The organism is Erythrobacter sp. CCH5-A1 (assembly GCF_001557115.1).
Lineage (GTDB): Bacteria > Pseudomonadota > Alphaproteobacteria > Sphingomonadales > Sphingomonadaceae > Erythrobacter.
In genome coordinates this window covers 1-11,645 of sequence record NZ_LSKQ01000238.1, presented here as the reverse complement: position 1 = coordinate 11,645, position 11,645 = coordinate 1, and the positions used below count along the sequence as shown (strand labels likewise).

14 protein-coding genes are annotated in these 11,645 nt (G+C 68.0%); 7 read left to right on the top strand and 7 right to left on the bottom strand.

Going from position 1 to position 11,645, the window contains the following annotated elements; translation table 11 throughout:
* Positions 1-81: 81 nt before the first annotated feature.
* The 3 genes from gatC to rpsU form a co-directional block, all read right to left on the bottom strand.
* A complete protein-coding gene (gatC, locus tag AX708_RS14945; protein ID WP_066531112.1) occupies positions 82-384 on the bottom strand; it encodes an Asp-tRNA(Asn)/Glu-tRNA(Gln) amidotransferase subunit GatC in 303 nt (100 codons plus the stop codon).
* A gap of 16 nt (positions 385-400) precedes the next feature.
* Positions 401-1,015, bottom strand: coding sequence for an FKBP-type peptidyl-prolyl cis-trans isomerase (locus AX708_RS14940; RefSeq protein WP_066531109.1), 615 nt, complete (start codon positions 1,013-1,015; stop codon positions 401-403).
* Between the two features lie 135 nt (positions 1,016-1,150).
* Complete coding sequence (gene rpsU / locus AX708_RS14935) at positions 1,151-1,357, bottom strand: 30S ribosomal protein S21 (protein ID WP_017664771.1); 207 nt, start codon at positions 1,355-1,357, stop codon at positions 1,151-1,153.
* A gap of 217 nt (positions 1,358-1,574) precedes the next feature.
* Here rpsU and crcB point away from each other — a divergent pair, with 217 nt between their 5' ends.
* Genes crcB through AX708_RS14905 form a run of 6 tightly spaced genes read left to right on the top strand, consistent with a single transcriptional unit; the run spans position 1,575 to position 5,391 of the window.
* Complete coding sequence (gene crcB, locus AX708_RS14930; protein WP_066531108.1) at positions 1,575-1,991, top strand: fluoride efflux transporter CrcB; 417 nt, start codon at positions 1,575-1,577, stop codon at positions 1,989-1,991.
* On the top strand, positions 1,988-3,187 hold the full coding sequence (locus AX708_RS14925; RefSeq protein WP_066531107.1) for an RluA family pseudouridine synthase: 1,200 nt from the start codon (positions 1,988-1,990) through the stop codon (positions 3,185-3,187). Before crcB ends, AX708_RS14925 begins: the two co-directional genes overlap by 4 nt.
* Positions 3,187-3,786 (top strand): FMN-binding negative transcriptional regulator, encoded by a 600-nt coding sequence (locus AX708_RS14920; RefSeq protein WP_066531105.1) that lies wholly within the window; start codon positions 3,187-3,189, stop codon positions 3,784-3,786. The genes AX708_RS14925 and AX708_RS14920 overlap by 1 nt, the downstream gene beginning before the upstream one ends.
* The gene (locus AX708_RS14915) at positions 3,783-4,445 is read left to right on the top strand and encodes an HAD-IA family hydrolase (RefSeq protein ID WP_066531104.1); all 663 of its coding nucleotides are present in this window, start codon (positions 3,783-3,785) and stop codon (positions 4,443-4,445) included. The genes AX708_RS14920 and AX708_RS14915 overlap by 4 nt, the downstream gene beginning before the upstream one ends.
* A complete protein-coding gene (locus AX708_RS14910) occupies positions 4,442-4,687 on the top strand; it encodes a hypothetical protein (RefSeq protein ID WP_066531103.1) in 246 nt (81 codons plus the stop codon). The genes AX708_RS14915 and AX708_RS14910 overlap by 4 nt, the downstream gene beginning before the upstream one ends.
* Positions 4,684-5,391 carry an ATP12 family chaperone protein gene (locus AX708_RS14905; protein WP_156443443.1) on the top strand — a complete coding sequence of 236 codons (708 nt, stop codon included), beginning with the start codon at positions 4,684-4,686 and terminating at the stop codon, positions 5,389-5,391. Before AX708_RS14910 ends, AX708_RS14905 begins: the two co-directional genes overlap by 4 nt.
* A gap of 174 nt (positions 5,392-5,565) precedes the next feature.
* Here the strand turns inward: AX708_RS14905 and AX708_RS14900 are convergent, their stop codons facing one another.
* Genes AX708_RS14900 through AX708_RS14885 form a run of 4 tightly spaced genes read right to left on the bottom strand, consistent with a single transcriptional unit; the run spans position 5,566 to position 9,121 of the window.
* A complete protein-coding gene (locus tag AX708_RS14900) occupies positions 5,566-6,165 on the bottom strand; it encodes an ABC-type transport auxiliary lipoprotein family protein (protein ID WP_066531102.1) in 600 nt (199 codons plus the stop codon).
* Positions 6,166-6,193: 28 nt separating this feature from the next.
* A complete protein-coding gene (locus tag AX708_RS14895) occupies positions 6,194-7,144 on the bottom strand; it encodes an MlaD family protein (RefSeq protein ID WP_066531101.1) in 951 nt (316 codons plus the stop codon).
* Between the two features lie 50 nt (positions 7,145-7,194).
* Entirely contained in the window at positions 7,195-8,007 is an 813-nt protein-coding gene (locus AX708_RS14890; protein WP_066531099.1) for an ABC transporter ATP-binding protein, read from the bottom strand.
* A gap of 1 nt (position 8,008) precedes the next feature.
* Entirely contained in the window at positions 8,009-9,121 is a 1,113-nt protein-coding gene (locus AX708_RS14885; RefSeq protein ID WP_066531098.1) for an MlaE family lipid ABC transporter permease subunit, read from the bottom strand.
* Positions 9,122-9,244: 123 nt separating this feature from the next.
* On the opposite strand from AX708_RS14885, the gene AX708_RS14880 reads away from it, so the two are divergent.
* The coding region (locus AX708_RS14880; RefSeq protein WP_067490362.1) for a valine--tRNA ligase at positions 9,245-11,645 on the top strand (2,401 nt) is incomplete at its 3' end.

The following is an 11,645-nucleotide window of genomic DNA, read 5'->3' as shown; positions in this document are numbered from 1 at the left end:
CGCGCGCGGGGGTATGGTTGTTCGTGCCCACCCATAGCCCCTCCCGCGAGCGGGAGGGGAACAGGCGGGCAAAGCGCAAAATCACTCGATCACCTTGGGCACACCGAAGAACCCGTGCTCGGCCGCAGGCGCATTGGCGAGCACGTCGTCGCGCTTGCCGCCGCCGGTCAGCGGATCGGCGTCGACCACATCGTCGCGCAGCCGCAGGGTGTTGGGGATCACCGCCGCCATCGGCTCGATGCCGGTGACGTCCACCTCGCCGAGCTGCTCGACCCACTGGAGGATGCCGTTCAACTCCGGCACCATCCTCTCGAGCGCTGCGTCATCCATGCGGATGCGCGCAAGGCTGGCGATCTTGGCGACGGTTGCCTTGTCGACCGACATGCGCTGCGTCCCGCCCTTACTGGCCCTGAGCGCCCTGGGGCGCGCCCTGCGGGGCCTCGCCGCCGGGCGCTTCCCCGCCCGCGCCGCCCGCGCCGGCACCCATCTGGGCCTGCATCTGCTGGCGCAGGATCTCGAAATTGCGCTCCACCGCCGCACGGGTCATGATGCCGGTGACTTCGATGTCGAATTCGAGATCGGCGTTGGCCGGAATCGGCGAGCCCTGCGGCGGGGTCGCGCCGTAGCCCAGTTCGGCCGGAATGAAGATCGTGTACTTGCCGCCCTTCTGGACGTTCTTGAGGCCTTCGTAGAAGCCCGGAATGACCTGGCCTTCCTCGAACAGCAGCGGGGTGCCTTCGGGGAACAGACCCTGCACCGGGAAGGGGCTTTCCTGGGCGTCCTGGAACACCGTGCCATCGGCGGCGAGCTTGCCCTTGTACTTGACGAAGATCACCTCGCCCGGCTTGGGCGTCGGGCCGGTGCCAGCCTGCACCACATCGACATCGAGCCCGCGCGGCACGGCCGACCAGGCAAGCCCCGCCCCCACCAGCACGGCAAGGATCACCCCGATCCACAGCTTGGTCAGCGAGCCCTGCTTGACGGGCTGGATGGGAACGCGGGTAATCTCGGTCATGGTGATGTCCTGTTAGTCACGCATCGTCACTGGGGCGCGACGACAAAAGGGCGCGGGATTGAAACCGCGCCCTGATGGCTGATCGGCAAAGGGGTTTCAAGCGTTCCGATGCCGGATAGACGCCTGACGACGGGATTATTTGCTCCCGTCGCGCTCCATCCGCTTGCGCTCCATCTTGCGGGCGCGGCGCACGGCGGCGGCCTTTTCGCGGGCGCGCTTCTCGGAGGGCTTCTCGTAGTGGCGACGCAGCTTCATTTCGCGATAAACGCCTTCGCGCTGCAGCTTCTTCTTGAGCGCGCGCAGGGCCTGATCGACATTGTTATCGCGAACCATGATTTGCATAAACGACGACTACCTCATGTCCAAACGCCAGAGCCCTGCATGATTCTGCGCAGGGTTACGCGGTGAATTTCCAATGAAATGCGGGCGATTCCCATGGGGGACCGCCCTTCAATCGGCGCCCCGATAGTCCAACAGCGGCAAAATGGCAAGCCGCCTGAGTGCATTCGTGGCCCACGCCCGCCTAGCCACGGGCCAAGAGCCTCGCTATGGCCGCGCGATGGACGCTGTGATTTCTCCCCTCAAGGCCAGCCTTTACGTCGCCGCGGGCGGCGCGGCGGGTTCGGTGCTGCGCTATCATGCGGGGCGCTGGGCGGGCGCGCTCGCGGGCGAGGGCAATGCCTTTCCGTGGGGCACGCTCGCGGTCAACATCGTGGGCAGCCTCGCGATGGGCGCGTTGGTCGGCTGGGTCGCGAGGCTAGCGCCGGGCGAGCAGACCGCCGAGACCGCGCGGCTGCTGCTCGGCGTCGGCCTGCTCGGCGGCTTCACCACCTTCAGCGCCTTTTCGGCCGAGCTCGTCACCATGCTCCACCGCGGGCAGGCGGGGCTCGCCTTCGGCTATGCCGCCGCCTCGCTGATCGCCGGGATGGCGGCGGTGGTGATCGGCCTCGTCGCCGTGCAGGGGGGCCCGCGATGAGCGAGCCTGCTGCGAGCGACAACGTCCGCCAGTTCAGCGTCGGCGCGGATGACGACGGCATCCGGCTCGACCGCTGGTTCAAGCGCAACCTGCCGCAGGTCGGCTTCGCCACGGTCTCGCGCTGGGCAAGGACGGGCCAGATCCGGGTCGACGGCAAGCGCGCCAAGCCGGAGGATCGCCTCGCTGCCGGACAGGTGCTGCGCGTCCCGCCGGGCGGTGACGAGCCCCCGCGCGAGGCGGCAAAACCCCGAGCGCGCCCGCTCAGCCCCGAACTGATCGCTGAGGCGAAAGACATGGTGATCCGCGAGACGCCCACCGCGATCGTCCTCAACAAGCCCCCCGGCCTCGCCACGCAGGGCGGGAGCAAGACCACCAAGCATGTCGACGGCCTGCTCGACGCCTTCGTCGAGGGCAACGCGCCCCGCCCGCGCCTCGTCCACCGGCTCGACAAGGACACCTCGGGCGTCCTGCTGATCGCGCGCACGCCGGGCAGCGCCGCAAGCTTCTCCAAGCGCTTCGCCAGCCGCAGCGCGCGGAAAGTCTACTGGGCGCTGGTGGTCGGCAAGCCCGACCTCGCCGAGGGCGTGATCGACGCGCCCCTCGCCAAGCAGCCGGGCACCGGCGGCGAGAAGATGCATGTCGACGAGGAAAACGGCGCTTCGGCCAAGACCCGTTACCGCGTGGTTGACAGCGCGGGCCAGCGCGCCGCGTGGGTCGAGCTCGAGCCACTGACCGGCCGCACCCATCAGCTGCGCGTCCACATGGCCGCGATCGGCCACCCGATCGTCGGCGACGGCAAGTATGGCGGGCCCGACGCCTTCCTGACGGGCGCGGTGAGCCGCAAGATGCACCTGCATGCCCGCCGGTTGATCATCTCGGAGCCCAAGGCGGGGGAAGGCACCGGAGGGAAGCTCGACGTCACCGCCGAACTCCCGCCGCACTTCGCCGCAAGCATGGAGGTGCTCGGCTTCGATCCGGCCATGTCCGACGCCTCGCCATTGCGCGAGGAGGTGCCCGAAAAGACCCCTGAAGAGAAGAAGCAGGCAGCCCGCCGCCACTTCAAGCAGGCGAGGAAGGAAGAGCGCGCGCCCCGCCGTGCCCGTGGGGCAGCCAGGGCGCAGGGCAAGCCCAAGCCCAAACCGAAGGGCAAGCCCAAGGCGGGGGGCAAGCCCTCCGGCAAACGACCGACCCGCTGATGCATCCCAATCCGCTCTTCCGCACCGAGGACCGCGCGCTGATGGAGTCGCTGATCGACGAGATCGGCTTCGGCATGGTCTTCGCCCAGACGCCCGACGGCCCGCGCGTGGCGCACACGCCTCTGCTGACCACCGGCGACGGGGCGATGCAGTTCCACCTCGCCCGCGGCAATGCCCTGACGCGGCACCTGGACGGCGCGACCGCGCTGATCGTGGTCAACGGGCCCGACGCCTATGTCTCCCCCCGTTGGTACGACAACCGCGACACCGTGCCGACCTGGGACTACGTCGCGCTCGAGCTCGAGGGCCGGGTCCGCAAGATGGACGACGAAGGGCTCGAGGCCTTCCTTCACGCCGCCATCGCCAAGCACGAGGGGCGGCTGGGCGGGGAGCCGTGGCTGGCGGAGGAGTCCTCAGAGAAGACATGGTCCGGTCTGTTCCGGGGCATCACCGGCTTCGAGCTCGAGGTGCAGGCCTGGCGGCCAACCCTCAAGCTCTCGCAGAACAAGACGCCCGAGGAGCGCGCCCGCATCGCGCTCGGCCTCGAGACCGCAGGCCATGCCGCGCTCGCCCATCTGGTGCGGGAGCTGCCGGAATGACCCGGCTTGCGGTGTTCGACTGCGACGGCACCCTCGTCGACGGGCAGGCCGACGTCTGCTGGGCGATGGAGCGCGCCTTCACCCGCGCCGGCCTCCCCGCCCCTGACAACCACGCCGTCCGGCGCATCGTCGGCCTGAGCCTGCCCGCCGCCGTCCGCAGCCTCGCCCCCGCGCTGACCGACGAACAGAACCGCGCGGTCACCGAGTTCTACCGCACCAGCTTCCGCGCGCGGCGCGATGAGGGCCTGCTCGACGAGCCGCTCTACGAGGGCATCGCCGAGCTGCTCCACACCCTCCACGGCGCGGGCTGGCAGCTGGCCGTGGCCACCGGCAAGTCCGACCGGGGCCTTGCCGCCTGCCTTGCCACCCACGGCATCGCCCACCTCTTCACCTCGCTCCAGACCGCCGACCGCCACCCCTCCAAGCCCCACCCGGCGATGCTCGAAGCCGCGCTGTTCGAGGCCGGCGCCCAGCCCTCCGAAGCCGTCATGATCGGCGACACCAGCTTCGACATGCTGATGGCCCGCTCGATCGGGGTCGCCGCGATCGGGGTCGGCTGGGGCTACCACGGCACCCCCGAACTCATCGCCAGCGGCGCGGGCCGCGTGGTGGAGACCGCCCAAGACCTCGCCGCCGCGCTCGAGGAGACCTTGCCATGACCCCCTCACCTTCACCCCGCGAGGCCGCCGAGGCGCAGGCCCGCAACCGCTTCATCGTCATCACCGCCATGCGCTTTGCCGGCGTCGGGCTGGTGATGCTCGGCTTCGCCATCATCGGCGGCGTCATCGACCTGCCCCGCGCGGTCGGCGCGGTGCTGGTGCTGGTGGGCGTGGCCGACGTCTTCGTCATGCCGCTGGTGCTGGTGCGGCGCTGGAAGGCCGCCGACAAGCGCCGCCCATGATCCGCCGCTTCTACACCACCGTCACTCTGGCCGAGCAGCCGGAGGGCTGGCAGGTCATGCTCGACACCCGCGGCGTGCGCACGGTCGGCGGCGCGCCCCAGCTGCTCCCCACCCGCCCGCTGGCCGAGGCGCTGGCGGCCGAGTGGCGCGGACAGGGCGAGCAGATCGACCCCGCCAGCCTCCCCTTGCGGGACATGGCCGACTACGCGATCGACATCCTCAGCCCCAATCCCCAGGCGTGCGCCGAGGGCCTCCTCAGCTATGCCGAGACCGACACGCTGTGCTACCGCGCCGACCCCGACGAGCCGCTCCATGCGCGCCAGCAGGCGGTGTGGGAGCCGCTGCTCTCAGCCTTCGAGGCCGCCCACGGCGTCACCTTCACCCGGGTGAGCGGCGTGCTCCACCGCCCGCAGCCGCCCGCGACGCTGGCTGCCCTGCGCGCCCGGCTGCTCACCCTCACCCCCTTCCAGTTGGCGGGGCTCGAGGCGATGACGCGGCTCGCCGCCTCGCTCACCATCGGCCTCTCGGCGCTGGACGCCCGCCACGAGGACGAGCCCCTCGCGCTGTGGCAGGCGGCGTGTCTCGAGGAGGAGTGGCAGGCCGAGCTGTGGGGCCGCGACCGGGAGGCCGAGGAGCGCCGCCAGCGCCGCGAGGCCGACTTCCTGCGCGCGGCTGCCTTCGCGAGGCTGGCCGGGACGCCGTAGCCGCCTCCTTGTTGGAGACACATGAGACACTGTCCAGAAGCGGAAAACCCGCCCTTGCTACGGCCTGCCGGTTGCGAAGACAAAAGGGGCGCGGCGCGAGTCATGCGCGCATCGTGTCACACCAAAATCGTGTAGGAAAGCAGTTGGTTGAGCGCGAGTGCGGTTCGGGCCTTTCTACCCCGCCGACACCCATTCCGCGACGTCCGCCGCAACCTTGTTCGCCGCGGCATTGAGCCCCGCGCCGACCGAGCGCGCGTCGGCGGTCACCCCGCCCTCGCGCGCCTCGAAGCGGCGGGTAATGACCGCGCCGTCCTTGGCGATCCGCACCGCATCGAAGCGCACCACGGCCTCAGAGGTCGCGGCATCGAAGCCCATGTCGATCAACGTGCCCTGCAAGGTCACGGTTGGCATCGCGGCGATCTCATTGCCGTCGACCACCATCGCCTGCCCCTTCGCGCGGATCGTCTCGCCGACCAGCTGGCGGAACAGGCGCGCGGGCTTTTCGACCCAGTATGCCTCCTTGATATAGGCAAGCTCGGTCTCGCTCACTGCCACCGGCACGCGCAGCACGTCGAGCTTGGCGGGGGTATCGAAGGGCAGTACCGCGATCACCGGACGCTCTTCCCCGCCTCCCGCACCCGGCCCCGCAGGCGCACGGGTGGCGGGGGTGAGGGTCAGCAGGCTTTCGGGCGGTTCGCCGCCCAGGCTGATGCAGCCCGCCAGCGCAAGCGCGAGCGGCAGGCCAAAAAGTACAGGCCGGAGACGGAGGTTCATGACATTGGGTCCTTCTACTCGGGCCAAATCATTCAGGCTTGTAATCGGGCAGCGACTTGCCGCCCACCAGGGCGCCCGCGCCTTCGCTTTCGAGCTTTTCGGTGATCGCGCGCAAGGACCGGCTGGTTGCGCGCAGGTCCTGCAAGGTCGCCTCGGCAGAGGGCAGCGTGCCGGTGCGCAGCTGGCGGATCGCGGGCCGCGTGTCCTCCAGCGTCGCCGATAGGGTGGCGAGCGTCGCATTGGCGCTCTTCAAAGTCGCACGCAGCTCCTGCGCCAGCGGCTCGCCTTCCTTGCCGACGAGGCCGTTGGTGTTGTCGGCCAGCCGCTCGACGGCATCGAGCGTCTGGTTGAATTCCTGCATTGTGACGCGGAAATCCTTGAGGTTCTGGGTCAGCTCGGGGGTCGCATCGGCGAGCCCTGCGGTGAGGCGATTGGAGTTCTTGAGGATGCCCGCCAGCTCCTTCTGGTTTTCCGGGCCGAGGATCAGGTTCAATTGCTCGGTCAGCGTCGCCAGCCGCTCGAGCAGCAGCGGCGCGTTGGCCACGATCTCGCCGAAGCCGCCGCGGCCCGGGGGGATCACCGGGCGGCCTTCGGGGCAGGCGGTGGTCTCGCAGGTGATCGGCGGATTGTCCTTGCGCGCGCCGTCGAGCAGGATCGTCGAGACCCCGGTGAAGCTCGCCTGGATGGTCGCCTGCGTGCCTACCAGAATGGGCACGTCGTCCTTCACCTTGACCCGCACGCGCACGAATTCGGGGTTGTCCTTGGCGAGCGCGATTTCGGTCACCTGTCCCACCGGCACGCCCGCGAACGTCACCTGGCTGCCCTGGTTGAGGCCCGAGACCGACTGGTTGTAGAAGATGTCGTATTCATCCTTCGCGCCTTCGTTGAGGCGCGCGATCCAGACGATGAACGCCGCCAGCGCCGCCAGCAGCACCAGCGTCACCGCGCCGACCCACAGATGATTGGCTCTGGTTTCCATGCGCGTTCCCTATGCGTGCCCGAAGGCGGCCTTGTCCAATATTCTCTTTTTCATGCCTGTTCCTCGCGCAGGTGCGTGGCATGGGCGGTGCGGCCGCGCGGGCCATTGAAATATTCCTCGATCCACGGGTGCCCGGTGGCGATGAGTTCGGGAATGGTGCCGACCGCGATGACTTTCTTGTCGGCCAGCACCGCGACCCGGTCGCAGATCTCGTAAAGCGTATCGAGATCATGGGTTATGAGAAACACGGTGAGCCCCATCGTTTCCTTCAGCTCGCGCGTCAGCCGGTCGAACTTGGCCGCGCCGATGGGGTCGAGCCCGGCGGTGGGCTCGTCGAGGAACAGCAGCTCGGGATCGAGCGCGAGTGCGCGAGCAAGCCCGGCGCGCTTCTTCATGCCGCCCGAAAGCTCGGAGGGGAATTTCTGCACGGCGCTTTCGGGAAGGCCCGTGAGCATCACCTTGTAGCGGGCGATCTCGGCGCGGAAGGCGGGGTCGAGATCGGGGTAGTACTTCTTGATCGGCACCTCGACATTCTCGCCCACGGTCAGGGTCGAGAACAGCGCGCCGCCCTGGAACAGGATGCCCCAGCGCCGCCGCACGCCGATGCCCTGTTCGAGATCGCTTTCGGTGATGCAGCGCCCGAGCACGTCGATCCGGCCTGCGCTCGGCCGCTGGAGCCCGATGATCGAGCGCATCAGCACCGACTTGCCGGTGCCCGACCCGCCGACCACGCCGAGGATCTCGCCGCGCCGCACGGTAAGGTCGAGCCCTTCATGGACGTTGAAGTCGCCGAAGGAATTGACGAGGCCCTCGATCTTGATGACCGGTTCGTCGTCGGAAGGGTGGGCTTTCATCCGCGTCATGTCAGCCCCACCCGATCTCGGTGAAGAACACCGCGAAGAAGGCGTCGAGGACGATCACCGCGAAGATCGCCGAGACCACCGCCATGGTGGTCCGCCGGCCAACTTCCTCGGAATTCCCGTGGACCTGCATCCCGTGATAGCACCCGGCAAGCGCGACGATCAGGCCGAAGACGGGGGCCTTGATCAGCCCGACCCACAGGTCGTGGGTGGGCACAACTTCCTGGATGCGCAGCAGGAAGGTGAAGAACGGGATGCCGAGCGCGAACTGGCCCACCACCGCCCCGCCGATGATCGCCAGCAGCGCGGCGAAGAAGCCGAGCAGGATCATCATGAAGGTCGCCGCGAGGATGCGCGGGATCACCAGCACCTCGACCGGCGAGATGCCGATCGTGCGCATCGCGTCGATCTCCTCGGTCAGTTTCATCGTGCCGAGCTGCGCGGCAAAGGCGCTGCCCGATCGGCCGGCGACCATGATCGCGGTCATCAGCACGCCCAGCTCGCGCAGGGTGATGCGCCCGACGAGGTTGACCGTCAGCGCCTCGGCCCCGAACTGCTGGAGCTGGACCGAGCCCTGCTGGGCGATGACGATGCCGATGAGGAAGCTCATGAGCCCGATGATCGGCAGCGCGGTGACGCCGACCAGCTCCATCTGGTGGATCAGTGCCTTCAAGGGGAAGCGGCCGGGCCGGCGCAGCAGATTGCCCGCCGCGATCAGGATCTGGCCGAAGAAGGCGACCACGCCGTAGATCCCGCCGCGCGCGCCGAACACCTTTTCGCCCACGGCAAGCGGCACGCGTTCCCACACCGGCAGGCGGTGGGGGTGGGTGTCGCCGCTCGCGTCGATGTCGCGCATCGCGGCGAGCAGGCGCTCGGCCTCGGGGCTGGCGCCGGTGATGTCGCTGTCATGCTCGCGCGCGAAGCGGCACACGACCCATGCGCCGACGGTGTCGATCTCCTCGACCCCGGCCAGATCGACCGCGCCGACGGGGCCCTCGATGCTCCGAAGCGCGCGTTCGAGCGGGCCAATCGCTGCGAGGGTGAGGTGCCCCGACAGCACCAGACGCGGCACGCCTGCGTCTGACCCTTCCAGCAAATGTTGCGCCGCACTCTGCATGTGGTTGGGGGTATGGGGGGATTTTGGCAGGGCCGCAAGGTGCACGAGCAAGGCCGCCTGCGACTTCTTGCGGGCTTTGTATCATTGCATCGCAACATGGGTGCTGGCATGGCGCGCCCTATCATGAGCGACACTCTGCCGACCACTTTCGACCCCGCCGCCATTGAGGCGCGCTGGTATCAGCATTGGGAAACCAACGGCCTGTTCCGGCCCGAGCGTCCCGAGGCCGAGGCCTATACCATCGTCAACCCCCCGCCCAACGTGACGGGGAGCCTCCACATCGGCCACGCGCTCGACAACACGCTGCAGGACGTGGTGATCCGCTACGAGCGCCTGCGCGGCAAGGATGCCTTGTGGGTGGTCGGCACCGATCACGCCGGCATCGCCACGCAGATGGTGGTCGAGCGCCAGATGGAGGCGCGGCAGGACAAGCGCACCAACTATTCGCGCGAGGCCTTCGTCGAGAAGGTGTGGGAGTGGAAGGCCGAAAGCGGTGGCACCATCACCCACCAGCTGCGCCGCCTCGGCTGTTCGATGGACTGGAGCCGCGAGCAGTTCACGATGGACCTGCACTTCACCAAGGCGGTGATCAAGACCTTCGTCGACCTCTACAACGACGGCCTGATCTACCGCGACAAGCGGCTGGTGAACTGGGACCCGAAGCTCAAGACCGCGATTTCCGATCTCGAGGTCGAGACGCAAACCATCGCGGGCAGCTTCTGGCACTTCAAGTATCCGCTCGCGGACGGCGCGAGGCTCGATGACGGGCGCGACTATCTCGAAGTCGCCACCACCCGCCCGGAGACGATGCTCGCCGACATGGCGGTGGCGGTGAACCCGGCAGACGAGCGCTACCAGAGCGTGATCGGCAAGCACGTGATCCTGCCGCTGACCGGTCGCCGCATCCCCGTGATCGCCGACGAACACGCCGATCCCGAACTGGGGAGCGGCTGCGTGAAGATCACCCCGGGCCACGATTTCAACGACTTCGAGGTCGGCAAGCGTGCCGGCTTTGCCGCGGCCGAGATGCTCAACATGCTCGATGCCGAGGCCAACGTCTGCCAGACCGCCGACGGGCTGGTGCCGGAGGAGTTCCTCGGCCTCCACCGCTTCCGCCGCGACGGCGTGGACGGTGCGCGCGAGCTGGTGGTGGCACGGATGAAGGCGCTCGGGCTCCTCATCCCGCACGTGACCAAATCGAAGGACGGAGAGGAAATCGAGCACGACGCCGAGCCGCGCCAGATCGCCACGCCCTTCGGGGACCGCGGCGGCGTGGTGATCGAGCCGTGGCTGACCGACCAGTGGTATGTGAACGCCGCGGAACTGGCGAAGAAGCCGATCGCAGCGGTGCGCTCGGGCGAGATCCAGATCGTCCCCAAGACCTGGGAGAAGACCTTCTTCAACTGGATGGAGAACATCCAGCCGTGGTGCGTCTCGCGCCAGCTGTGGTGGGGGCACCGGATTCCGGCGTGGTATGGGCCTGTGGTCTATTCCAACGAGGAGAAACCTTCGGCCGAGTTCCCTTCAACGGGGATAGGGGTTCAATCGCCGCACGAGCCTTTGATCGGCAACGCGTCCACAGACTACGACACCACATTCATTGCGTTGGATAAAGACGAAGCTGAACGCCAAGCGACGGAGTATATCCGCTCCAAGGGTCAAGAACTAAAGGTCCGGTTTTTCGAGAGCCGAGCCGACGCGTTCGCAGCGCTATTCGCGAAAACGTTGGACATGCGGGTTGAATACCCGATGTGGCAGGACTCCGACGTCCTCGACACGTGGTTCTCCTCCGCCCTGTGGCCCTTCGCCACGCTGGGGTGGCCCGACTCCCCCTCTCCCCTTGCGGGAGAGGATGGCGCGCGCAGCGCGTCGGGAGAGGGGGCGGCGGCGCAAGCTGCCGCATCCGCGGCAGACCCCTCCCCCAACCCCCTCCCGCAAGGGGCGGGGGCTTCTTTGCTGCAAAAACATTTCCCCAACAGCCTCCTCATTTCCGGCTTCGACATCCTGTTCTTCTGGGATGCGCGGATGATGATGATGGGCTTCTACAACATGGGGACCAAGCCCTGGGACAGGCTCTACCTCCACGGCCTCGTGCGCGCGGCGGACGGGGCGAAGATGTCGAAGTCCAAGGGCAATGTGGTCGATCCATTGGGCCTGATCGACCAGTACGGCGCCGATGCGCTGCGCTTCTTCATGGCGGCGATGGAGAGCCAGGGCCGCGACATCAAGATGGATGAAAAGCGGGTCGAGGGATACCGCAACTTCGCCACCAAGCTGTGGAACGCGGCGCGCTTCTGCCAGTCGAACGGCATCGGCGCCTCGGACACGATCAAGGCCCCGCCCGCGCGGCTTGCGGCCAACCAGTGGATCATCGGCGAGGTCGCGGCCTGCGTGACCGAGATCGAGCGCGCAATGGCCGACCTGCGCTTCGACGCGGCGGCCAACGCGATCTACCAGTTCACGTGGAGCAAGTTCTGCGACTGGTATCTTGAGCTGGTGAAGCCCGTTCTTTCTCCCCTCCCGC

Excerpts from the sequence above, each read along its gene's own strand:
- gatC (WP_066531112.1), bottom strand. The coding sequence starts at position 384 with ATGTCGGTCGACAAGGCAACCGTCGCCAAGATCGCCAGCCTTGCGCGC.
- AX708_RS14940 (WP_066531109.1), bottom strand. The coding sequence starts at position 1,015 with ATGACCGAGATTACCCGCGTTCCCATCCAGCCCGTCAAGCAGGGCTCG.
- rpsU (WP_017664771.1), bottom strand. The coding sequence starts at position 1,357 with ATGCAAATCATGGTTCGCGATAACAATGTCGATCAGGCCCTGCGCGCG.
- crcB (WP_066531108.1), top strand. The coding sequence starts at position 1,575 with ATGGACGCTGTGATTTCTCCCCTCAAGGCCAGCCTTTACGTCGCCGCG.
- AX708_RS14925 (WP_066531107.1), top strand. The coding sequence starts at position 1,988 with ATGAGCGAGCCTGCTGCGAGCGACAACGTCCGCCAGTTCAGCGTCGGC.
- AX708_RS14920 (WP_066531105.1), top strand. The coding sequence starts at position 3,187 with ATGCATCCCAATCCGCTCTTCCGCACCGAGGACCGCGCGCTGATGGAG.
- AX708_RS14915 (WP_066531104.1), top strand. The coding sequence starts at position 3,783 with ATGACCCGGCTTGCGGTGTTCGACTGCGACGGCACCCTCGTCGACGGG.
- AX708_RS14910 (WP_066531103.1), top strand. The coding sequence starts at position 4,442 with ATGACCCCCTCACCTTCACCCCGCGAGGCCGCCGAGGCGCAGGCCCGC.
- AX708_RS14905 (WP_156443443.1), top strand. The coding sequence starts at position 4,684 with ATGATCCGCCGCTTCTACACCACCGTCACTCTGGCCGAGCAGCCGGAG.
- AX708_RS14900 (WP_066531102.1), bottom strand. The coding sequence starts at position 6,165 with ATGAACCTCCGTCTCCGGCCTGTACTTTTTGGCCTGCCGCTCGCGCTT.
- AX708_RS14895 (WP_066531101.1), bottom strand. The coding sequence starts at position 7,144 with ATGGAAACCAGAGCCAATCATCTGTGGGTCGGCGCGGTGACGCTGGTG.
- AX708_RS14890 (WP_066531099.1), bottom strand. The coding sequence starts at position 8,007 with ATGACGCGGATGAAAGCCCACCCTTCCGACGACGAACCGGTCATCAAG.
- AX708_RS14885 (WP_066531098.1), bottom strand. The coding sequence starts at position 9,121 with ATGCAGAGTGCGGCGCAACATTTGCTGGAAGGGTCAGACGCAGGCGTG.